Origin of the sequence: Sphaerisporangium krabiense (assembly GCF_014200435.1) — a bacterium.
Taxonomy (GTDB): domain Bacteria; phylum Actinomycetota; class Actinomycetes; order Streptosporangiales; family Streptosporangiaceae; genus Sphaerisporangium; species Sphaerisporangium krabiense.
Map to the genome: position 1 here is coordinate 2,881,668 of NZ_JACHBR010000001.1, position 22,666 is coordinate 2,904,333.

17 protein-coding genes are annotated in these 22,666 nt (G+C 73.3%); 9 read left to right on the forward strand and 8 right to left on the reverse strand.

Features of this window, described 5'->3' with window-relative positions; translation table 11 throughout:
* Window positions 1–12: 12 nt before the first annotated feature.
* Both BJ981_RS12935 and BJ981_RS12940 read right to left on the reverse strand, forming a co-directional pair.
* Complete coding sequence (locus BJ981_RS12935) at window positions 13–1,230, reverse strand: aromatic ring-hydroxylating oxygenase subunit alpha (RefSeq protein WP_184611147.1); 1,218 nt, start codon at window positions 1,228–1,230, stop codon at window positions 13–15.
* A 61-nt stretch (window positions 1,231–1,291) separates the two neighbouring features.
* Window positions 1,292–2,704, reverse strand: a complete 1,413-nt coding sequence (locus BJ981_RS12940) for a nucleobase:cation symporter-2 family protein (RefSeq protein ID WP_221314698.1) — start codon at window positions 2,702–2,704, stop codon at window positions 1,292–1,294.
* Between the two features lie 324 nt (window positions 2,705–3,028).
* Here BJ981_RS12940 and BJ981_RS12945 point away from each other — a divergent pair, with 324 nt between their 5' ends.
* The 8 genes from BJ981_RS12945 to BJ981_RS12980 all read left to right on the forward strand — a co-directional run bounded on the left by BJ981_RS12945 (window position 3,029) and on the right by BJ981_RS12980 (window position 11,783).
* Window positions 3,029–3,775 carry a maleate cis-trans isomerase family protein gene (locus BJ981_RS12945; RefSeq protein WP_204070703.1) on the forward strand — a complete coding sequence of 249 codons (747 nt, stop codon included), beginning with the start codon at window positions 3,029–3,031 and terminating at the stop codon, window positions 3,773–3,775.
* Window positions 3,776–3,783: 8 nt separating this feature from the next.
* Complete coding sequence (locus tag BJ981_RS12950) at window positions 3,784–4,731, forward strand: polysaccharide deacetylase family protein (RefSeq protein WP_184611149.1); 948 nt, start codon at window positions 3,784–3,786, stop codon at window positions 4,729–4,731.
* The gene (locus BJ981_RS39135; RefSeq protein WP_204070704.1) at window positions 4,728–5,420 is read left to right on the forward strand and encodes a GntR family transcriptional regulator; all 693 of its coding nucleotides are present in this window, start codon (window positions 4,728–4,730) and stop codon (window positions 5,418–5,420) included. The genes BJ981_RS12950 and BJ981_RS39135 overlap by 4 nt, the downstream gene beginning before the upstream one ends.
* Before the next feature lie 140 nt (window positions 5,421–5,560).
* Window positions 5,561–6,826, forward strand: coding sequence for a YlbE family protein (locus BJ981_RS12960; RefSeq protein ID WP_184611151.1), 1,266 nt, complete (start codon window positions 5,561–5,563; stop codon window positions 6,824–6,826).
* Window positions 6,823–8,385 (forward strand): amidase family protein, encoded by a 1,563-nt coding sequence (locus tag BJ981_RS12965; RefSeq protein ID WP_184611153.1) that lies wholly within the window; start codon window positions 6,823–6,825, stop codon window positions 8,383–8,385. The genes BJ981_RS12960 and BJ981_RS12965 overlap by 4 nt, the downstream gene beginning before the upstream one ends.
* Window positions 8,382–8,777 carry a DUF2237 family protein gene (locus BJ981_RS12970; RefSeq protein ID WP_184611155.1) on the forward strand — a complete coding sequence of 132 codons (396 nt, stop codon included), beginning with the start codon at window positions 8,382–8,384 and terminating at the stop codon, window positions 8,775–8,777. The genes BJ981_RS12965 and BJ981_RS12970 overlap by 4 nt, the downstream gene beginning before the upstream one ends.
* The gene (locus BJ981_RS12975) at window positions 8,774–10,045 is read left to right on the forward strand and encodes an MFS transporter (RefSeq protein WP_184611157.1); all 1,272 of its coding nucleotides are present in this window, start codon (window positions 8,774–8,776) and stop codon (window positions 10,043–10,045) included. The genes BJ981_RS12970 and BJ981_RS12975 overlap by 4 nt, the downstream gene beginning before the upstream one ends.
* A 205-nt stretch (window positions 10,046–10,250) precedes the next feature.
* Window positions 10,251–11,783, forward strand: a complete 1,533-nt coding sequence (locus BJ981_RS12980; protein WP_184611159.1) for an alpha/beta fold hydrolase — start codon at window positions 10,251–10,253, stop codon at window positions 11,781–11,783.
* Between the two features lie 30 nt (window positions 11,784–11,813).
* Here the strand turns inward: BJ981_RS12980 and BJ981_RS12985 are convergent, their stop codons facing one another.
* From BJ981_RS12985 to BJ981_RS12995, 3 genes are all read right to left on the reverse strand, one after another.
* Window positions 11,814–15,110 (reverse strand): ATP-binding protein, encoded by a 3,297-nt coding sequence (locus BJ981_RS12985; RefSeq protein ID WP_184611161.1) that lies wholly within the window; start codon window positions 15,108–15,110, stop codon window positions 11,814–11,816.
* 105 nt (window positions 15,111–15,215) lie between these two features.
* Window positions 15,216–15,839, reverse strand: a complete 624-nt coding sequence (locus tag BJ981_RS12990) for a hypothetical protein (protein ID WP_184611163.1) — start codon at window positions 15,837–15,839, stop codon at window positions 15,216–15,218.
* Between the two features lie 123 nt (window positions 15,840–15,962).
* A complete protein-coding gene (locus tag BJ981_RS12995) occupies window positions 15,963–18,065 on the reverse strand; it encodes an MMPL family transporter (RefSeq protein WP_184611165.1) in 2,103 nt (700 codons plus the stop codon).
* 76 nt (window positions 18,066–18,141) lie between these two features.
* Between BJ981_RS12995 and BJ981_RS13000 the strand changes: the two genes are divergently transcribed.
* Window positions 18,142–18,612, forward strand: a complete 471-nt coding sequence (locus BJ981_RS13000; RefSeq protein ID WP_184611167.1) for a MarR family winged helix-turn-helix transcriptional regulator — start codon at window positions 18,142–18,144, stop codon at window positions 18,610–18,612.
* Between the two features lie 75 nt (window positions 18,613–18,687).
* Here the strand turns inward: BJ981_RS13000 and BJ981_RS13005 are convergent, their stop codons facing one another.
* From BJ981_RS13005 to BJ981_RS13015, 3 genes are read right to left on the reverse strand one after another with little or no spacing between them, the layout of a single operon-like run.
* The gene (locus BJ981_RS13005; RefSeq protein WP_184611169.1) at window positions 18,688–19,302 is read right to left on the reverse strand and encodes an O-methyltransferase; all 615 of its coding nucleotides are present in this window, start codon (window positions 19,300–19,302) and stop codon (window positions 18,688–18,690) included.
* A gap of 4 nt (window positions 19,303–19,306) precedes the next feature.
* Window positions 19,307–21,646 carry a polysaccharide lyase 8 family protein gene (locus tag BJ981_RS13010; RefSeq protein ID WP_184611171.1) on the reverse strand — a complete coding sequence of 780 codons (2,340 nt, stop codon included), beginning with the start codon at window positions 21,644–21,646 and terminating at the stop codon, window positions 19,307–19,309.
* 38 nt (window positions 21,647–21,684) lie between these two features.
* A complete protein-coding gene (locus tag BJ981_RS13015; RefSeq protein ID WP_184611173.1) occupies window positions 21,685–22,662 on the reverse strand; it encodes a helix-turn-helix domain-containing protein in 978 nt (325 codons plus the stop codon).
* Between the last annotated feature and the right edge of the window lie 4 nt (window positions 22,663–22,666).

Consider the following 22,666-nt stretch of genomic DNA (forward strand, 5'->3'; position numbering starts at 1 on the left):
GGTGTCTCGCCGTCAGAGCGCGGCCGAGGTCTCAAGGCCGCCGTCGACCAGGTCCACGTAGTCCTGGTAGCGCTTCAGCAGCCACTGGTTGAACTGGAGGAGCGACTCCTCCTGGAACGAGTAGCGGCCGGGACGGCGGAAACGGGAGCGCATGCCCTTCTGCAGGGAGAGGTCCGAGCTGGCGTCCTGCTGGTGGAACAGGACGAGGCCGTCCTGGGCGATCTTGTAGAGCTGCTCGAAGCGGGGGTGCTTGGTGGACTCCTCCGGATACAGGTGGCCGATGCGCAGGTTCATGTGCTCGGGCCCGGCCGGCAGGACGAGGTAGTAGAACAGGCCCTCCGGCACCGCCCCGAAGCCCAGGTTCGGCGGGATCGAGGCGAAGATGACCTGGTTGCGCTCCTTCTCGCCGAGCGTCGGGATCACCGGGAGCAGGGCCTTGGTGGTGGGGTTGAAACCCGCGTCGGCGTGATAGAAGCCGGTCGGGTGGTAGATCGCGCCCTCGTCGGGGCTGATGTCGACGAAGCTGGTCAGCCGGACGTGCGCGAAGTCGTGCAACATGCCGTGCAGGTAGGCGCTGTGGTACGGCTCGATGCCGTTCTCCAGCTGGGACTTCCAGTTCCAGTTGTTGCCGCGCAGCTCGGCCACCGGCATGCTCACCATGTCGCCGATGTGGTAGTTCTCCAGTTCGGCGGTCAGCTTGGTGAGCGTGGGCGCGAGGGGCTTGGCGTCCGGGTCGAGGTTGGTGAAGACGAAGCCGTTCCAGATCTCGACCCGGTGCGAGGGAAGGTACGCCTCTCCCTTCAGGTTCTTGAGGCCGATGGTGTCGTTCATGGACGGCGCCGCGATCAGGTTGCCGTCGAGCCCGTAGGTCCAGGCGTGGAACGGGCAGCGGAACAGCCTGCCGGTGTTCCCCGTCCCCTCGCACACCAGGTGGGCCCGGTGCGCGCAGACCGGGGTCAGGACCCGGATCTCCATGTCCTTGCCGCGGACCATCATCAAGGGCTCGTCGCCCATGTCGACGCGGACGAAGTCTCCCGGCTTCGGGATCTCGTCGACGCGGCCGAGGCACAGCCACTGCCGCATGAAGACGGCCTCCTGCTCGAAGGCGTAGAACTCCGGATCGACATAGCACTCGCGGGGAAGGTTCCAGCCGGTGGCCATGTCGCGGGAGCCCTCTTCGATGACCTTGAGGATCCGCCGGAGGTTCGCTGAAACGGGCGCCTGACCCATGATCGTGGTGCTCCTTAGGGGTACTGCGGTATCTGTGCGGTGACGCCGGGGGGTGCGAGAGTCAGCCGGTGCCGTCCACGACGGGCGTCCGGGGGATCTCATGGGCGTCGGCGCTCGGGGCGGCCTCGGCCGCGGGTGGGTCCTCGCGGACCAGCAGGTGGTTGAAGAGCAGGTTGAGCAGCAACGCCACGAGCACGGTGGCCGTGATGGCGCTGCCGAGGATGAACTGCGCGTCCTGGTGGAAGTTCTGGTAGATGGTGGGCACCGCGACCGGCAGCATGCCGACGCCGAGGGCGACGGCGACGATGAGCAGGTTCTGGTTGCCCTCGAAGTTCACCTTCTGCAGCATCTGGATGCCCACGGCCGCGGTCATCGCGAACATCACCAGGCCGGCGCCGCCGATCACCGGGCCGGGCAGGCTGGCGACGAGCTCGCCGAGCTTGGGGATGGCTCCCATGATCAGCAGGAGCAGGCCGGTGACCGTGATGACGTAGCGGCTCTTGACCTTGGTGAGGCTGATCAGTCCCACGTTCTGCCCGAAGGTGGAGTCCGGCACGGAGTTCATGAACCCGGCGAGCAGGGCGGCGAGGCCGTCGGTGGCGAGGCCCCTGGCCATGTCCTTGTCGGTGACCTTCTTGCCGACGGCGTCCCCGATGGCGAGCACGCACGCGGTCATCTCGCTGAAGACCACCACCATGGCCACGCACATCGCGATGATCGGGACGATCCGGAACTCCGGCGCGCCGAACTGCAGGGGCGTGGAGAAGCCGAACCACTTGGCGCCGCCCACGGACGAGAAGTCGGCGAGGCCCATGAACCAGGAGATCACGGCGCCGAGCGCGAGGCCGAAGAGCACCGAGACGTTGCGGGCGAACCCCTTGAACAGGCGGTTCACCAGCACGATGATCACCACGACGGCGAACGCCAGCAGGATGTACCGCACGCTCGCGTAGTTCGGCGCGGCCGGGTCGGAGCCGATGATCAGGTCGGCGCTCACCTTGATCAGCGAGAGTCCGATGATCGTGATGACGCAGCCGGTGACCAGGGTCGGGAAGAACCGCAGCACCTTGGAGAACGGCCGGGCGATCAGTATCCCGAAGACGCCGGCCGCGATCATCGAGCCGTACATGGTCGGCAGGCCGTACTCGGAGCCGATCAGGATCATCGGGGTGAGGAAGGTGAACGAGGCGCCCGCGACCACCGGCATCCGGATGCCGAAGAAGCGGGTCAGCCCGAGGCTCTGGATGATGGTCGCGATTCCGGCCACCAGCAGGTCGGCGTTGACGATCAATGCGATGGTGTGCGTGTCGAGTTTGAGCACCGCGCCGAGCACGAGCGGAACGGCCACGCAGCCCGCGTACATGATCAGCATGTGTTGCAGGCCGAAGAAGAACAACTGGGGGATGGGCAGGACTTCGTCGACCGGGTGACGACGGGAGTCCGTTGACTGGGGTGCGCGGACGGTAGGTGACACGACGGTCTCCTGGGCACTGAGCGGAACGCGCCCTGGTCCCTCCGGCGGCGTCGACGCGGGCCATGATCCGGAGCTATGGGCGGATGTGTTGAGACACCTGCACGTGCAGGAATCCTCGCTGATCCGACGGTCGAGGTTTCCCGTCGAGAGCCGTGAAAGAGGGGGATCCGGTACTGCGGTATATGGAGATTAAGGGCGCCCTATACCACTGTCAACGGCTTGTTTCCCTGCCGATCGCTGCTTAGGATCCTGTATACCGTATCCCCCATTGATCCCCGATTGACCACCGTTGACCCCCTTCACGACTCACCGAGCGGAGGCATCGTGCGGCCGACCGCGCGGCGGATAGGCATGATCACCCCGTCGTCCAACACCGTTGTGGAACCCGTGACCGGCGAACTGCTGGGCGCCCGGCAGGACGTCTCGGTCCACTTCACGCGGCTCCGGGTGACGAGCATCAGCCTCGATCCCGCCGACACCCGTCAGTTCGGCCAGGACTCCTTCGTCGAGGCGTCCCGGCTCCTCGGCGACGCCCGCGTGGACGTCGTCGCCTGGAACGGCACCTCGGGCTCCTGGCTCGGTCCCGACCGGGACGAGCGCCTGTGCCGCGCCATGGCGCAGGCCGCGGGCACGCCCGCGACGACCTCGACGCTGGCCATCCTCACGGCGCTGCGCACCCGGGCGGTCCGGCGCCTCGGCCTGCTCACGCCGTACACGCCGGACGTCGGCGCGGCCATCGCCGCGAACTACGCCGGCCAGGGCTTCCCCGTCCACGCGGCGCGCCACGTCGGCCTCACCACGAACTACGACTTCGCGCTGGTCACGGCCGCGCAGCTCGACGACGCCTTCGACGGGCTCGCCGCCGCCGGCTGCGACGCCGTCGCGGTGGTGTGCACCAACGTGCGCGCCGCGCACCTCGCCGCCGGGTGGGAGAGCCGGACCGGCGTCCTGGTGGTCGACAGCGTCGCGGCGACGCTGTGGCACGCCCTCGCGCTGGCCGGGGACACGGCCCCGATCACCGGGTACGGCGGGCTGCTCGCCCGCCCGCCCGCGGCTTTCACCCAGAGATGAGAAACCCCATGGCCAAGGACATAAAGATCCTCATCGGCGTCGACGTCGACGCCGTCGCCGGCTGGCTCGGCTCCTACGGCGGCGAGGACTCGCCCAACGACATCCAGCGGGGCGTGTTCGCCGGCGAGGTGGGCACCCCGCGCCTGCTCCAGCTCTTCGAGCGGTACGGCCTGCGCAGCACCTGGTTCATCCCGGGACACTCCATCGAGACCTTCCCCGCCGAGATGGCGGCCGTCGCCGAGAAGGGGCACGAGATCGGGGCGCACGGCTACTCCCACGAGAACCCCATCGACATGTCCCTGGAGCAGGAACGCGACGTGCTCGGCCACTGCGTCGAGCTGATCCGGCGGCTGTGGGGACGCCCGCCGCGCGGCTACGTCGCCCCGTGGTGGGAGATGAGCCGCAACACCACCGACCTCCTCAAGGAGTACGGCTTCTCCTACGGCCACTCGCAGAACTACAACGACTTCCACCCCTTCTACGCCCGCGTGGGCGACGAATGGACGAAGATCGACTACAGCCGCCGCGCCGGCGACTGGATGAAACCCCTCCGGCACGGCGACGAGGTCGACCTCGTGGAGTTCTGCGGCAACTGGTACGTCGACGACCTGCCGCCGATGATGTTCGTCAAGAAGTCCCCGAACAGCCACGGCTTCGTCAGCCCCCGCGACGTCGAACAGCTCTGGCGCGACCAGTTCGACTGGGTCTACCGTGAGCTCGACTACGCGGTGTTCCCCATGACGCTGCACCCCGACGTGTCCGGACGGCCGCAGGTGCTGTTGATGCTGGAACGGCTCTTCGAGAGCTGGCTCGACCTGCCCGGGGTCGAGTTCACCACCTTCGACGCGGCGGCCGACGACTTCCGCCGGCGCTATCCTTTCGAGGGCGCCGAGCGGCCGGCGCCGGTCGGGAGCGGTCCTGGACCGAGGCGGAAGACCGGGGAGACGGCCCTGTGAGCAGGCAGGCTGACGCGCCGAGTTTCGACATCGACGCCGACTACAAGCCCCTCAGGGACCGCGTCCGCGACGAGCTGCGCCAGCGCATCATCGACGACGTGTACCCGGCCGGCACCCGGCTCGTCGAGACCGAGCTCGCGGCCCAGCTCGGCGTCTCCCGGCTGCCGGTGCGCGAGGCGATCCGCGCGCTGGAGACCGAGGGGTTCGTCAGGACGGTCCCCCGCCGGGGCGCGGTCGTGGTGGAACTCTCCGCCCAGGACGTCGAGGAGCTGTTCGACGTGCGGGAGGCGCTGGAGGTCCTGGCCAGCCAGCAGGCGGCCACCCGGGCCACCAAGGCCGAGCTGCGGCGCGTCCGGAGCGTCCTCGACCGTGGCCGCAAGGCCCTCGACGCCGGGGACCGCATCGCCCTCGGCAAGGCCAACGAGGCCTTCCACGACGAGATCCTGAAGCTGTCCCACAACACCCTGCTCCAGTCCGTGCTGGAGCCGCTGCAGGGACGTCTCCACTGGCTGCTGCGCCAGACCGGTGACCCGTACGACCTGTTCGAGGAGCACGCCGCGTGGTTCGAGGCGATCGCCTCGGGCGCGGCCGACCTCGCCGCCGAGCATGCCCGCAGGCATGCCCGGCTGAACCGCGAGATCGTGCGGAACCTCCTGGCCGAGCGGCAGCAACGCGCCCCGTCGGCCTAGCACGACCCAGGCACGTTCCCGGCGGGTGGCCCCCGCGTCTCACCTTGTCCTCCTGCGGCGGACGTTTCGTTCCCGCCGTGTCCCCCACCCACCGTCATCTCGCGCTGCCGCGATGCCGTTCTCCCACCAGGAGCAGCACCATGTCCGATCCCACGCAGCAGACCCTCGACGCCCTGAACGGCACCGCGGTCCATCTGCGCCACGTCCGCAAGGCACGCGACGCCACCGACCGGGTCGGGCCGCGGCACTTCCTGCACGCCGGGCCGCCGCTCGAACTCGCCGCCGTCCCCGGGCCCATGCGCGGCGCGATCATCGCGGGCCTGCTGCTGGAGCGCGAGGCCGGCTCCGCCGCCGAGGCCGAGGCGATCATCGACCGTGGCGAGGTGAGCATCAGCCCGTGTCACGACGCCGGCGCGGTCGGCGCGATGGCCGGGATCATCACGCCGAACACCCCCGTCGTGGTCGCCGGGACCGCCGGCGGCGTCACGACGTTCTCGCCGCTGAACGAGGGCATCGGCGGGGCCATGCGCTACGGGTCGTACGACGACGTGACGCTGGCCCGGCTGCGGTGGCTCGGCGACGTGCTCGCCCCGGCCCTGGACGAGGCCGTCCGGCGCTCCGACCCCCTCGACCTGCCCGCCCTGGTGGCCGAAGGGCTGCGGCGGGGCGACGACTGCCACAACCGGCTGGTCGCGACCACCGCGGCCCTGCTCGTGGCGCTCACCCCCGGCCTGCTGCGCACCCGCCTCGACCGCGAGGACCTCGCGAAGGTGGTCGCGTTCATCGCCGGCAACGGGCACTTCGCCCTGCCCTTCGCGATCTCGGCGGCCAAGGCCGTCACGCTGGCGGCGAGCGGCGTCCCCGGCAGCCCGGTCGTCACGGCCATGGCGAGCAACGGGCGGGAGTTCGGCATCCGCGTCAGCGGGCTCGGCGACCGCTGGTTCACCGTGGCGGCGCCGGTCGGCGACCCGGTGCTGGTGGAGGGGGCCACGCTCGACGACGTCACGCCGACCATGGGCGACTCGATGATCGCGGAGACGGCCGGGTTCGGCGCGTTCGCGATGACCGCGGCGCCCGCGATCATGTCCTTCGTCGGCGGCGACGCGGCGCGGGCCCACGAGATCACCCGGCGCATGCGGACCGTCTGCGCCGGGACCAGCGAGCGTTTCCTCATCCCCGGCGAGGACTTCCGCGGCACGCCGCTCGGCATCGACGTGCACAAGGTGCGCGCCACCGGCGTCGAACCCGTCATCAACAACGGCCTCGCGCACCGCGAGCCGGGACGCGGCCGGGCCGGCGCGGGGATCACCCCGATCCCGGTGGAGCCGTTCGCCGCGGCGAGCCGGGCGCTGGAGGAAGCCGGCCACGCCGGACGGGCCGCCGCCGTCGAGGGGGCGCACGCGTGAGCGACGCCGGCATCCCCGCCTTCACGCCCGCCGATCTGGCCGCGGTCGCGGCCCGGTGGGGGCTCGACCCCGACCTGGTGGGCCGGCTCGGCCCCGCCCTGGACCGGATGCGGGACACCTACGGCCGCGTGCGGACCCTGGCGACCGAGGGGCGGGCCCCCGAGCCGCCGCCCGTCGCGGTCACCCGGGTCCCGCGCGGCCCGGACAACCCCCACGGCGCCTGGCTCTACCGGGTCGACGACCCCGGGCGGCACGGGACCGGGCCGCTCGCCGGGCGGACCGTGACCGTCAAGGAGTCGATCGCGGTGCGCGGGGTGCCGATGACCCTGGGCAGCCGCCTCATGGCCGATTTCGTCCCCGGCTCCGACTCGGCGGTCGTCGGCCGGCTCCGGGACGCCGGCGCGATCATCGCCGGCACGTCGGTGTGCGAGGACCTGTGCTACTCCGGGTCCAGCTTCACCAGCGCGCACGGCCCCGTCGGCAACCCGTGGGACCCGCGCCGCGCGGCCGGGGGATCCTCCAGCGGCGCCGCCGTCCTGGTGGCCACCGGGCAGGCCGACTACGGCATCGGCACCGACCACGGCGGCTCGGTCCGCAACCCCGCGGCCTGGTGCGGCGTCTTCGGCCTCAAACCGACGTACGGCGTCGTCGAGTACGACGGCGCGATGCCGACCGAGCGCACGCTGGACCACATCGGCGTGCTCACCCGCACGGCCGCCGACCTCGTCCCCTTCCTGGAGGCCGCCGCCACGCCCCCCACGGCGCACGAGTCGTACGCCGACGGGTACGCCCGCGGGATCACCGGGCTGCGCGCTGGCGTCCTGGCCGAGGGATTCCGCTGGCCGGACCGCTCGGACCCGCGCGTGGACGGCGTGGTCGGCGAGTCCGCGTGGGCGCTGGAGCGGCTGGGGCTGACCGTGTCCGAGGTGTCGGTGCCGTTGCACCGGCACGGGAGGGACGTCCACCTGCCCATCTCGATCGAGGGCGGCCTCACCACCGTCTTCGAGTCCCGCCTCCAGGGCAACAACCACCTCGGGCCCTACCACCCGAACTTCGGGGAGGCCTTCGGCCGGGCGCTCGCCCGCAGTCCCGAGGACATCCCGGTCGGCGGGGTGCTGGCGCTGGTCGGCGCCACGCTGCTGCGGGACGCCACGCACGGCAAGGTCATGGCGTACGCGCAGCAGGTGCGGGCGCGGCTGCGCGCGCAGGTCGATCGCGCGCTGCGTGAGGTGGACCTGCTCGTCCTGCCGGCCGTCCCGATGCCGCCGCACCCGCTCCCGGCCGACCCGCGCGCGGCGGTGATCGACACCGATCTTCCCTTCGAGATGCACGACAACAACTGCGTGTTCAACCTCACCGGGCACCCCGCGCTCAGCGTCCCCTGCGGGTTCGTGGACGGGCTGCCGGTCGGCATGCTCCTGGTCGGACGGCCCGGCACGGACGCGCGCCTGGCCCGTGTCGCGGCCGAGTTCGAGGAACGCGTCTTCCGCTGCCCCCCACCGCCGCCGCCTCTTCCCGGGGCGCGGGACGAACTTCCCACCGTGAGGAGCGGACGATGACCGCGCTGAACTTCTTCGGCGAGCCGCTCGAGCCGTGCGGCTTCGACCCGATCACCGGATACCGCCGGGACGGCTACTGCCACACCGGCCCGGACAACCCCAAGGGGCACACCGTCTGCGCGATCGTCGACGAAGGCTTCATCGCCTTCCAGACCACGGTCGGCAACGACATCGCGACGCCCCGGCCCGACCTCGCCTTCCCCGGGCTGAAGCCCGGCGACCACTGGTGCGTCATCGCGTCGAAGTGGTACGAGGCGTACCTGGCCGGCCGCGCCTGCCCGGTGAACCTCGCGGCGACCAACATCCGGGCGCTGGAGGTGATCCCGCGCGAGGCGCTCATGGAGTACGGGGTGGACCTTCGCGCGGGCGACGGCGGGGACACCTCGCGGTGAGCCGCTGGGACGCGCTGCGCGCCTACTCGGCGCTGCCCGCCACCACCGGTCCCTGGTTCCTGGCGGTCACGCTGATCGGCCGCGTCCCCGCGAGCATGGGCCAGCTCGGCGCGCTGCTGCTGGTCAGCGGGGCCACGGGGTCCCTCGCGCTCGGCGGCGCCACGGCCTCCGCCTTCGCCGTGGGGCAGGCGGCCGGCGGCCCGCTCGTCGGGCGGGCGGCGGACCGCTACGGGCACCGGCCGGCCGGGCTGGCCGCGGCGCTGCTGCACACGGCGGCCCTCGTCCTGCTGGTGGTGTGCGTCGAGCGGGACGCGCCCACGGGGGCGGCGCTGCTGGCGGCCGTGGTCGCGGGCTTCTCGGTGCCGCAGGTCGGCCCGCTGTCCCGGGCCCGCTGGACCGCGCTGGCCCACCACGGACGGCTGCCCATGGCGCGTTTCCCTGCGGCGATGAGCTTCGAGGGGACCGGCGACGAGTTCGCGTTCGTCCTCGGGCCCGCGCTGGTCGGCGTCATCGCGACGGCGACCTCGCCCCCGGCGGCGGTGCTGGTGGCCGCCGGGCTCACCGTCACGATGTGCGTGGCGTTCGCCCTGCATCCCACGGCCGCCGCCGTCACCCGGGGCCAGGGCAGGGGCGCGGACGCCGCGGCCCCGGTGCTGCGCGTCCCGGTGTTCCTGCTCGCCGCCGGGCTGACCGGCCTCGGGTGCTACTTCGGCGCGGTGCAGGCCGGCGTCACGTGGCGCGCGGTCGACGCCGGGGCCGACGGGGCGGCCGGGCTGATCTACGCGGTGCTCGGGCTGAGCAGCGCACTCGCCGGGGTGCTCGTCCCGATGCTGCCCGCGTCCTTCCCGCTCGCCCGCCGGCTCCAGGTGGGCTTCGTGCTGCTGGCCGTCCTCACCCTGCCCCTCGCGATCGTCGGCGGGTTCCAGGTCGGCGGGCTGTGGCCGCTGGGGCTGCTGATCGTGCTGCCCGGCGTCACCATCGCGCCGATCCTCGTCACGGCGTACACCCAGGCCGAGATGACGGTGCCGGTGGCGAAGATCTCGTGGGTCATGACCGTGCTCACCTCCGCCGTCGTCGTCGGCTACGCGATCGGCGCCTTTCTGTCGGGCACGCTCGCCGACCGGTACGGCCCCCTTTCGGCCTTCCTGCTCGCGCTCGGCGCGGCCGGTGTGGGCATCGCGGCCAGTGGCCTCGGGCGGCGGCGGCTGGCGGCCCTGCGCCCGGGCGGAACACCACACCACGAGCGGAATCCTGCGGAAATTTCCTGATCTTTCGTGATAGGACGGCCCAAGGGAATTTCGGTTCGGCCGGGCGCTTCGCGCCGGCACGCCCGTGGCGGCCGCTTGTCGCGCCGCCGGTCACGGGGCCGTCGACGGGGATGTTCCGACGGGTGCCGCGGGAGGGCCGGCCGACGACGATCGGAGCGACGTGCGACCTAAGTACTCCCTGCTCGCGGCCGTTTTAGTCTCGGTGGTGGCGCTGTCACCCGCCACCACCGCCGCGAGCGCGGACACCCGTGACGAGGCGCCGGGGGGCGCGGGGAAGGGCCGGATCACCTGGGCGCCCTGCGAGGAGGAGCCCGCCGCCGAATGCGGCACGCTGGCCGTCCCCATCGACTGGTCCCGGCCGAACGGGCCGACCGTCGACCTCGCCCTCGCCCGCCGCAAGGCCACCGATCCCGCCGCGCGGATCGGATCCCTGCTGATCAACCCCGGAGGCCCCGGCGGGTCCGGTGTCGAGTTCGCCTACTCCGCGCCGGGCTACTTCACCGAGGAGATCCAGCGGCGGTTCGACCTCGTCGGGTTCGACCCCCGGGGCGTGGCGCGCAGCCACCCGGTCGTCTGCTCGGCGTCGGTGTACAACCAGATGCCGTACGCGATCATGAAGAGCCAGGCGGACTTCGACAGGTGGACCGCCTACGCCAAGAGGCTGCGCCAGGACTGCCGGGCCCGCACCGGCCCGCTGTACGACCACGTCGACTCGGTCGACGTCGCCCGCGACATGGACGCGATCCGGGCCGCGCTCGGCGAGGAGAAGCTCACCTACTACGGCGTCTCCTACGGCACGCTGATCGGGCAGATGTACGCCGAGCTGTTCCCGCACCGCGTCCGGGCCCTGGCCCTGGACAGCAACATGGACCACAGCCTCGGCGTGAAGGCGTTCCTCGACACCGAGGCGGCCGCCGTCGAGGACTCCTTCGACGAGTTCGCCGGCTGGTGCGACCAGGAGCCGAACTGTGCCTTGCACGGCCAGGACGTGCGGGTGGTGTGGGAGCGGCTGCTGGCCAAGGCGCGCGAGGGCGAGCTGTACTACCCGGGGGTCCCGGACCGTCCGATGACCGAGGTGCAGGTCCTGTGGCAGGGCGTGCTCGGCACCGAGGGGCCCGCCTGGCAGCTGTTGAGCGAGATGCTGCGCTACCTGGACGGCGGGCCGCCGTCGTCGTGGCTGCCTCCGCTGCCCGGCCGGGGGCCGGTGGAGGGGGACGTCGCCCAGCTTCCCACCGCGGTCCTGTGCGAGGACTACGACCTGCGGGTGCGGAACTACAAGGAGTACGCCGCGCTGCTCCGGAGCAACGCGCGCGTGGCCCCCGACATGCGCCTGAACCCGATGCCGATCGAGGACCTGCCCGTCTGCCTCGGCCACCCGACGAGCAACCCTCAGCACCGTACGCGCTACACGGGCAGCGCTCCGCTGCTGCTCGGCACCTCCATCCACGACCCTTCCACGCCGTACGCCTGGACCGCCGATGTGGCCCGCCAGCTCGGGCCCAAGGCGAGGCTGCTCACCTACGAGGGCTGGGGTCACCGCATCTACGGCAAGGAGGAGTGCGCCACGGTGCCCATCGACGACTACCTGATCTCGCTGACCCTGCCCCCGCGCGGCTTCCGTTGTCCCGTGGGCGGCGGATCCGAGCCCGGGCTGAAGCGGCGGTCCGAGGTGTGGCCGACGGACGGGCTCCCGTGGGCCGCCGTGCCGCGGCCGGTCGTGTCGCGAACGTCCGGCTGACGCCGAGCGGACGGCCCGCATGCGCCCGCGTCAGGGACCGGCGACGCGGCGCATGCGGCGCCGGACCGCGGCGAGCGCCCCGAGGGCCTCCTCCCGCCAGTGCGGCGAGCCGATCCGCCCCGCGACGTCGGCGGCCGTCGCGTAGTGGTCCGCGGCGCGGGCGGGATCGCGCAGGAACTCCGCCAGCCGGCCGAGCGTGAGCCCCGCGGGGCCGAGCGTTATCGAGGAGGTGTGCAGGCCGATCATGTCCTCCCGGGCGGGGAGGAGCAGGCGGTGGCACTCCTCGGCGACCTCGCGGGAGCCGAGGGCCATCGCGTTGCCCGCGCGCAGCGCCAGGTTGATCCTCAGGAAGATGTCCCGCCTCGGCCAGCGGCGCGCCGGCCAGGCGGCCCGGGCCTCGTCCAGGCGCCCGGCGGCGACCAGCGCGCTGACGTGGAACTCGTCGATCGCCCCCGGCACGCGGTCGCGGATGGCGGCCAACTCGGCCACCGACTCGTGGGCACGGCCGCACGCCAGGCGTACCGCCAGCCTGGACATGCTCGCGAAGACGGCGGCGTTCGGGCTTCCGGCCTCGCCCATCCGGTCGCCGAGGGCCGTGTAGGCCGCCTCGGCCCGCTCGAACTCGCCGTCCAGCAGGAGGCGCAGGGCGTCGAGGTAGGCGATGGCGACCAGCGCGAGGCCGAGCTGGCCGCTCGTCGAGTATTCGACGGCTCGCGCGGCGTGCCGCTGGGCCGTGGCCCAGTCGTTGCGCCCGAGCGCGACGTTGCACAGCATGTAGTGGCCGAGCGTCTGATAGCCGAGCAGGCCGCCGCGCGCGGAGGTCTCCAGCAGCTCGTGCCCGAGCGCCTCCAGCTCGTCCGCGCGGCCGGGCACGAACGCCACCCAGTAGCGGGCGTTGAGCGCCAGGCACAGCAGCCGGGGGTCGCCGATCTCGCGGGCGATCTCGACGGCCTCGGCGCTCGCGCCGTCCGTCACCTCGTCGTCGTGGCCCACCAGTTCCTGGGCCATCGCGGCGAGCAGCCGGCAGCGCGGCTCGCCCGTCGCGGCGGGCAGGCAGCTTCTGATCGATTCCACCAGGTCGGCGTCGAACCCGAAGTCGGACTGCGAGATCCAGATCACGGGCGCGTCGTTGGCCACCGCGGCGCGGGCGATCGCCGCGGGGTCGCCGAGCGACCGGGCGAGCGCCAGCGCCCGCCGGCGGCCGGCCGCCGCCCGCACGAGGTCGCCCGCGCTCGCCTGCGCGGAGACCAGGCGGCACAGCAGGTCCAGCCGGGCGCCGTCCGCGGGCTCCGCGCCGAGTTCGAGGGCGCCGAGGGCGTTCTCCAGCAGGGTCGCCGCTTCCTTGTGCGCGTAGACGGCCGAAGCCTGGGCCGCGGCCCGCCGTGCGTACCGCGCGGCCTCGGCCGCCGTGGCCGGCGTGGCGGCGGCCAGCGCGTGGTAGCCGAGCGCGCCGAGGTCGCCCGGCCGCACCCGTTCCAGCGCGGTGAGGACCTTGGCGTGCAGTCTGGTGCGGCGCAGCCGGGGGATGTCCTCGTAAAGGGTCTCGCGGACCAGGACGTGCGTGAAGCGGACCCGGCCGGGGCTCGGCTCGGTGAGCAGCCCGGCGACCACGCCCGCCTCCAGGCCGTCGAGCACGGCCTCCTCGTCGGCGTCCTCGACGGCGATCAGCACGTCGGCGTCGGCGTCCCTGCCCATGACGGCGGCGTTGCGCAGGGTCGTGCGCGCCGCCGCGGGCAGGCGGGCGATCCTCCTGCGGATGAGATCGCGCACGCCGGGGGGCAGCGAGTGGGCGGCCGAGGTTCCTTCGGTCGCGAGCAGCCGGGCGGTCTCGGCCACGAACAGCGGATTGCCACCGGTCCGCTCGGTGACCGTACGGACGGTCCGGGCGTCGGCCGCGACGCCGGACCGTTCCAGCAGCAGGCGGCGGACCTCGTCCTCGCCGAGCCCGTGCAGGGCCACGTTCTCCGCCGTCTGGACGGCCAGGGCGGCCCGCGCCGCCACCAGGTCCTCGCCGTCCTCGGACGGCCGGTGCGTCAGGACCACCAGAACCGGGGTGTTCGCCAGCCGGGCGGCCAGGTGCCGCAGCAACTGGAGGGTCGCGTCGTCGGCGCGGTGCACGTCCTCCAGCACGAGCAGCAGCGGCCCCGGCACGTTCTCCAGGTAGTCGCCCACCGCCTGGGCCAGCCAGAACTGGCCCACCTGTGCGGCGTCCTCCCTCAGCAGCGGCGTGAGCCGTGCCTCGGTCCCGGGGTCCGGGGGGCGGACGGCGAACAGGGCGCGCAGCACCTCGCTCCACGCCCACGCGGGCGGCACCCCGCCGAGCGTCTCCGGGCACCGGCCGACCGCGACCTGCCAGCCCTCGCCGTTCAGCCGCCGCAGCAGGGCCTCGGCCAGCGTGCTCTTGCCCGCGCCCGGATCCCCGCCGAGCCATGCCACCCGGAAACCGCGCCCGGCCTGCTCGGCGGCGGAGACCAGCCGGGCCAGCTCCGCCGTCCTGCCGATCATCCGGAACGGCGCGGCCGGGGGCGCGGTGGGACGGATCGGCACGGCGATCCGGGGCACCTCAAGGGCGTCGCTGTGCGCGAGGATGTCGGCTTCGAGGGTTCTCAGGGCCGGGCCCGGGTCCACGCCCAGCTCGTCGGCGAGGGTGGCCCGGGTCCTGCGCAGCGCCGCCAGGGCGTCGGCCTGCCGCCCGGAGCGGTAGTAGGCGAGGGCGAGCAGCCGTACCGCGTTCTCGCGCAGGGGATGGGCGGCGACCTGGCGTTCCAGCTCGGGCACGACCTCGGCGTGGGAGCCGAGCGCGAGTCCGGCCTCCGCGCGGCACTCGGCCGCGATGATCTTCAGCTCGCGGAGCCGCGACGCCTCGGGGGCGGCCCACTCCTCGTCGGCGAACTCGGCGAAGGCGGGTCCCCTCCACAGCGACAGGGCCTCGTCGATGACCCGCACGGCCCTGGCCGGGTCTCCCCCGTTGAGCGCCGCGACCGCCGCGTCCACGAGAGTGGGGAACCGCCAGGCGTCGACGCGGTCGGCGTCGAGCCGCAGCAGGTACCCGGGCGGGGCGCTCACCAGGACGGTGGCCGGGGTCCGCGGCGCCCGGCCCGGCTCCAGGACGCGGCGGAGGTTGGAGATGTAGACCTGGAGCGCGGCCAGCGCCTTCGGCGGGGGCTGGCCCTGCCACAGGTCGTCGATGAACCGGTCCGTCGAGACCACGTGCCCGCCGGCACAGACCAGTCTCGCGATCACCGCCCGCTGCAGCGGCGAGCCCAGTTCGACCGGACGGCCCTCGACCTCGGCGTGGAACTGCCCGAGAACCCGCAAATGCACCATTTCCCGAGAAGCATAGAGTTCACCGCTCTCATCGGTACATAGGGGAGGGAGTCCTCGAGCGCCGCCGCCGAGCCGTCCAGGACGTGGCCTACGGCCTGAGCCGGGTCACCGTGAGCAGGTCCAGTCCATGCGGATGAGCTCGGCCACCGCCGGGCGGGTGGTGGACGGGTAGCTGCTGGAGAACGTCACGTACACCTGCTGCGGGTTCCCGGCGGGCTCCACGACGGCGACGCCCGCGCCCCCGGCGAACTCGGGCGAGGCGTAGTACGTGTACGTGCCGCTCTGGTGCGCCATGCCCGTGTCGAAGTAGGGGTAGGCCGAGAGGCAGTTCATCTGGGTGGTGAGCGGCTTCGGGTCGTTCGACCGCACCGTGGTGTTGTTCCACCTCTGGTAGGTGGTCGGGGTCGTCGAGCAGCCGTAGGCCGCCGTCACCGTCGCCTCCTCGGCGTTCGCGTTCGTCGCCGTGATGACCCAGCCGTCGCCGCCGGCGGCCCGCTCGATCTTCTTCGTCACCGTCACGCCCGCGCCGTGCTCCGCGCGGAACCCGCCGCGCACCAGGTAGGGAGCGCCGGCGGGACACGTCTGGGTGACGGTCACGGTCGCGCCGGGGGCGACCGGGAAGGCGTGCCTCACCTGCGTGTCGGCGGCGGACGCCGACGGCGCGGCGAAGACCAGGCCGGCGACGGCGAGGGCGGTCGTGGTCGCGGTCAGGGCGGCTGTTCTGGACATGGCTGTGTTCCTCCGTGGAAGGCGAGTCGTCGCGGGGTCGATGACCGGGAGCGGCCCCCGATTCGCGTCACGCCTCGGGGGCCGCCTGCTCCAGAAGAGTGCCCGGCGGCGCTTCGCGACGACTTAGGAGGGACTTGGTGAGAACCGGCGCTCGGCATGGTCCGTGCCGCCGGCGCCGGCGCGGCCGAGGCGGCCGGGCCACCACGCGCGGGGGCCCAGGTTCCGCACCAGGGCCGGGACCAGCAGGGACCGGACGACCAGGGTGTCGAGGAGCACGCCGAAGGCGACGATGAAGGCGGTCTGCACGAGGAAGGCCAAGGGGATCACCACCAGCGCGGCGAAGGTCGCGGCGAGCACGACGCCCGCCGAGGTGATCACGCCGCCGGTGGTGACCAGCCCGCGCAGGATGCCCTCCCGCGCCCCGTGGCGCGCGGTCTCCTCGCGCACCCGGGACATGAGGAAGATGTTGTAGTCCACGCCGAGCGCGACGAGGAACACGAAGCCGTACAGCGGCACGGACGCGTCGCTGCCGGTGAAGCCGAACACGTGCGTGAAGACCAGCGTGGAGACGCCGAGGGTGGCCAGGAAGTTCAGCGCCACGGTCACCACCAGCAGCACGGGCGCGGTCAGCGAGCGCAGCAGGACGACGAGGATCAGCAGGATGATCCCGAGGACCACGGGGACGATGCGGTAGGTGTCCTTCTTCGCGGTCTCCGTCGTGTCGTAGCGCTGGGCGCTGTAGCCGCCCACCAGGACGCCCTTCTCGGCGGCGAGCGCCGCCCGCAGCCGCTTGACCGTGTCCTGGGCGGCGTCGCCGTCGGGCGCGTCGGTCAGGGTCGCCTCCACCAGGACCAGCCCGTCGACGACCTTGGGGGTGTCGCCGGGACGTCCGCTCCGGCTCGCCGGCGCGGCGCCGGACACGCCCTGGACGCGCCGGGCCGTCTCGGTGACGGCCGCAGCGCGGGCGGCGGGGGCGACGATGACCGCGGGCTGGCCCGAGCCGCCGGGGAAGTGCTCGCCCAGCGTCGCCTGGGCCGCCACCGACGGCGCGTCGTTGACGAAGGTCTCGTCCAGCGGGACGCCCCGGGCGTTGAGCTGCGGCGCGAACAGGGCCAGGCCCACCAAGGGGAGGATCGTCGCGATCCACAGCCGCCGCGGGTGGCGGTCGACCAGGCCGGCCACACGGCGCCAGATCCCGTGTCCCTCCGCGTCGGCCGGGCGCGGCTTCGCCGGCCAGAGCGCCGCCCGTCCCAGCAGGACGAGCACCGCGGGAAGGAAGGTGAGCGCGCTGAGCGCGGCGCACACGATGCCGATGGCGCCCACCGGGCCGAGCGCGCGGTTGTTGGTCAGGCTGCTGAGCAGCAGCGCGAGCAGGGCGAGGGCCACGGTGGCGGCGCTGGCGACGATCGGCTCGAACGAGCGCCGCAGCGCGACGCGGCCCGCCGCGAAGCGGTCGCCGCCGGTGGCCAGCTCCTCGCGGAAGCGCGCGGTCAGCAGCAGCGCGTAGTCGGTGGCCGCGCCGATGACCAGGATGAACAGGATGCCCTGCACCTGGCCGTCCACCCGGACGACGCCGTGGTCGGCGAGGAAGTACACGACCGCGCAGGCCAGGCCCAGCGCGAAGACGGCCCCCAAGATGATGACCAGCGGCAGCAGCACGCTGCGGTACACCGCCAGCAGGATGATCAGGACGGCGAGCAGGGCCACGCCGAGCAGCAGGCCGTCGATCCCGGCGAAGGCGTCGGACAGGTCCACCCGCGTGGCCGCCGGTCCCGCGAGCTGGGCCCGCAGGCCGTCGACCTTGACCGCGGCGCCGATGCGCTCCAGGGCCTCCCCGAGGGAGCCTTCGACGTCGGGGCCGAGCTGGACGATGCCCTGCAGCGCCCGGCCGTCCTGCGAGGCGATGGCGGGCGAGGGGGTGCCGGCGACGCCGGTCGTGCCGCGCAGCGCGGCCAGGGCGCGGGTCGCCGCGGCGGTCTGGCCAGGGGTGACGGCCGCGCCGTCCGCGGTCCACACCACGATGAGCGGTTGTGTCTCACCCTCGCGGAACCGCTCCTGCACGTCCAGGACGCGTGTCGACTCCGCGCTCTGGGGCAGGAAGGCGGCCTGGTCGTTGGTGGACACCTCGGTGAGCTTGCCGGCGAAGGGCCCGAGCCCACCGCCGACGGCCAGCCAGACCAGTACGAGCAGAGCCGGGACGAGCAGGCGGACGGGTCGCCGTGCCATGGGAAACGCCTTTCGGTCACATCATGTAACTCAACGATTAAAATACTCAATGATTGAGTTAATGTAGCATGGCCGCATGGACGGCGACAGCGGGGAGGGCATCGACCTGCGGTCCTTCGCCATGCGCCTGCGCCGCATGACCGGCGAGCTCAACCGCATCGCGCACGACTTCGCCCACCAGCACGGCCTGCACACCACCGACGTCCAGGCCCTCATCAAGATCTTCGACGCGCCGTCGCCGATCACCCCGAGCCGGCTGCGCGAGGAGCTGAACCTCACCTCCGGCGCCGTCACCGCCTGCCTCGACCGGTTGGAGCGCGCCGGCCACATCCGCCGCGTCCGCGACGTGCACGACCGCCGCGTCGTCCACCTGCACTACCTCGACACGGCGAAGGAGTTCGCCGCCGCCTTCTTCGGCCCGCTCGGCCGGAGCACCGACAACGCCCTGCGACGCTTCACCCCCGACCAACTGCGCACCGTCGCCGCCTTCCTCGACACCATGAACGACGAACTCGACGCCCTGCGCGCCTCGCCGCGTTCCTCCTGACCCTGTCTCAGGGGTCTTTCGGGACGGGGTGCCGGTACGGTTGCGCCTTCGTACACCGCCCGCGGGCGGCGTTCCTCACCCGGACGCGCCGTCGCCGAAGCGGCGGGTCGCCACCAGGGCGGCCAGGTCGGGCGCCAGGCGGAGCTCCGCCGCGTCGAGGCCGGGATGGCGGAGCCAGTGCGTCCGGGCCTCGTCGACCGCGCCGTCATGGCGGGGCGGCCAGTGCCGGGCGGGGGTCAGGTCGTCGACGACCAGCGTTCCCCCCGGGGTGAGCAGCCGGTGCGGATCGGCGGGCCGCTCACCGTTCTTGCCCTGGCCGCCGCCGTCCAGGACGAGCAGGTCGTACGGCCCGTGCCCGTAGATCTCGCGCCAGTCGCCGTGGATCACCGACACCTGGGGATGGTCGCGGAACACCCGCGCGGCCAGCGCCGCCCGGTGCGCGTCCCGCTCGACGCTCACCAGCCGCGTCCCCGGGCGGGCGCCCGAGACCAGCCAGGCCAGCCCCACACCACACCCGGTCCCGGTCTCTCCGACGACCTCCGCGCCCGCCGCCAGCGCGTGCAGCAACCGTCCGTGCTCGGGCCGGCAGGAGGCCCCGAACCCCGCCTCCCTGGCCGCCTCCACCGCCCGCCGCACCAGGGCCGGCACCGCTGTCAGATCGGCGTACGCCGCGGTTCCTTCGATGGACATGCCGTCAGGGTAGGACGGCCGGCGGGGGCTTCGCGGGGGCGAGGCGGACGGTGGTCGTGTGGGAGGCGCCCTGGCGGGTGTCCAGGCCGGTGAAGGTGAGGGTCAGGGGCGGGCCGAGAGTGGCGGAGGTCAGCACGGAGGTAGTGAGGACGGCGGTCGCCGGGCGGTTCCAGGTCACGGTGAGGGTGGGCAGGTCGCGGCGGGGGTCGGCGACGGTGAGGGCGGCGGTGCCGTCGCCGTGGTCCCGGGCCAGCACGGCGCAGGGGCCGGAGGCGGTGAGCGGGCCCACGGTCCCCGGCTGCCAGAAGTTCACGGCGGTGATCCCGAGCGAGGGGATGTGGACGCCCTGGTGGTGGCCGGTGTTGGCCAGCACGCGGGCCCAGCCGGGGTCGGCGGCGCGGGCACGCGTGGCGGCTCGGTCCGCGCCCGGCATCAGGAGGTAGGCGTACCCGGCGGCGACCGGGTCGACCCCGTGGTCGAGCCAGAGGGTGGCGTAGCCGCGCGTGACCCGCCGGGGGAACGCCGAGCCGCGCGCGGGCGCGGCGTCCGTGCGTTCCTCGCGGAGGGTGCGGAGGGCGGGGCAGGCCCGCAGGACGTAGCCGCCGTGGCCCTCCAGCCAGGCCCAGCCCTCCCGGTCGTCCACGGTGAGCGGGGCGTCGGTCCTGCGGTTGTCCACGATGGTCTCGACCGGGACGCCGTCGCGGGCGGTGATGCCCGCGCCGAGGCAGAGCACCGCGTCGTCCAGCAAGAACCAGGACTTGAACGCCTCCAGCGTGCTCTCCAGGCCGTACAGGTGCTGGCCGACCGTCGCGTACGTGCCGTCGGTCGCGCCGCCGACCCACCGGGCGGGCGGCAGCGTGTCGCCCCAGGCCCCGCCGGCGCCGTCGGGCAGCCGCCGCGTCGAGACCGTGGTGCCGGGCAGGCGGTAGGGATCGACCGTGGTCCAGAACGAGTCGGAGTACTGGGCGCCGTGCCCCGGCCCCCACCAGTAGAGCATCCCCGAGCCGGTGTGCCAGCCGCGCGGGTTCTCGCCGTTGCCGTGCTCGTAGTGGCCGATCGTGGACGACGCCATGCTGAGCGCCGCGCACCAGCCGGGGCGCCGGTGGACGGCGCGGGCGCTCATCGGCATCAGACGGTGCCCGGTGGGCTCGCCCGCCGCGGGGACGGCGTCGTCGGCCAGGATCTCGGCCAGGCGGGCGTGGAACGCCAGCTCGTCGTCCCTCTCCGCGGCGGCCAGCATGGGAGCGGCGGTGTCGCGCCGTGCCCACCCTTTCACCATGGCCCGCCAGCGGTCCCGCTCGGCAGGGGAGGCCGTCTCGCCGAGCAGCAGGATCGCCGCGGCGATCTCGCGCCCGCGCCGGTGGTCGCCGTACGGCGCCCTGGCCAGGCCCCGGCCCCGGACCAGGTCCATGCAGAAGCCGTCGTGGACGAACGGCGCGAACGATCTCTCCACGCCGTCGAGGACGACCCGCGGGGCGGCCGGTTCCCACGGCGAGCCCCGCAGCACCGCGAGCAGGGTCGCGACCCCGGACAGCAGCGACGCCCCGTAGGCGCCCTGGTAGGGGATGGTCGAGTGCTGGATGAACGAGCCGTCCCGGTAGAAACCATCCCCTTCGGTGACGTAGGCGAAGACCGGCGCGAGGGCGGACACGGCCCGCGCGGCCCCGCCCGGGTCGGAGCCGAGCATCGCGCGCAGCAGCGTGACCAGGCACAGATCCACGCGGTTGGCCCCGGTGCTCGTCCCGCTGTAGCCGGACAGCACGTCGCCGGGGACGAAATGGTCCACCGCCGCCCCGAGCGCCGCGGCGCGCGGGCCGGTGAGCCCGATCAGCAGGGACGCGTCCAGCAGGGCCTTCGGCACGCCGATCCGCCAGTGCCACCAGTTCCCGTACGGCTCGGCGCCCGCCGCGTACACCCGCCGCCGGTAGTGGTCGACGCCGGCCGCGACGGCCTCGGCCAGCGCGGGGTCGCCCGTGACCCCGGTGCCCGGCAGCACGCAGGCGCGGGCCATCGCCCGCAGCCGGGCCGGGGTCGCGACGAAGGAGGGGAACGGCAGGTCCGGCCACAGCGACGCGTCCCCCATCGTCATGGCCGCGGCGTGCCCGGCGGCCCGGGCTCCGAGCCGTGCCAGCCGGGCGCGGTACGGCTCGGCCGCGGCGTCGAAGCCGGACCCCGCGGAGACCTCACGCCAGCGGCGGCGCAGCCGGTCGAACGTGGCGGAGGGGACGGCCTGGCCGGGGACGCCCGGCGCCATCGGTACCGGCGCCCCTGCTCCGGCGCCGCCGAGCGGGAGCAGCACGGTGCCGCCGAGCCGCAGGAACCGGCGCCTGGAGTATCCGCCCACGTGCGCATTATCGTGCCGCACGCCCGCGGGGCACGCCGCTACGGGGAAGCCGGTTCGGCGGCGGCCGAGCGGACCTCGCTCGGGGTGTGGCCGAAGCGGGCGCGGAAGACGCGGGCGAAATGGGCCTGGCTGGAGAATCCCCAGCGGTAGGCGACGTCGGCGATCGTGGTGTCGCGGATGCCGGGACGGCTGAGCTCGGCGTGTACCCGGCGCAGCCGCCGCTCCAGGATGTACCGGGCGGGACTCGTGCCGGCGGCCTCGAAGATGCGGGAGAGCTGCCGCACCGAGATCCCGAGGACGGCGGCGACCGCGGCGGCGTCCAGCTTGGGGTCGTGCAGGTGCCGCTCGATGTGCTCCTCGGCGATGATGCGCTGGGTGAGCGACGACATGGGGCCGCCGTACCGCTGCAGCGTGAGCAGCCGCATCAGCCCGAGCACGGCGTGCTGGAGGTCGCCGGGGTCCTCGCCGCCCTGCCGCTGTCCGACCAGGCCGCCGAGGAGCGAGGCGAGCGCCGACACGAGCGCGCCCTCGCGGGCCGACGCCCGGCCGAACAGCATGGGCACGGGGACGCCGCCGGGCACGCACGTCTCGGCGAACAGCTCGCCGGGGATGTCCACCAGGATCTGCTTCATCGAGGAGGAGAACCCGAACAGGTACGGGTTGCGCGTGTCGTACACCACCAGGTCGCCGGTGCCCGCCGCCAGGCAGCCGTCCTGGTGGTAGAAGACGGCGTCGCCCTTGACCAGCAGGCTGGCGAACACCGAGTCGTTGGGGACGGACCGCGCGAGGTGCGGCGTGCGCTCGACGACGTGCGCGTTCCCCGTGATGTGCGCGAGCCGCACACCGCCGACGCGCAGGTTCGTCTGCGTGGCCAGCAGCCCCTTGTCGGAGTAGGACCGGCAGGACAGGCCCACCAGCGCCTTCCGGTTGTACTCCTCCCAGAAGTGGACGCGCTCGGCGGGCGCGATGTCCTCTGTCGTGGCCCGGGAGATCACGGAGATGGCGTCGGCGGGCATCAAG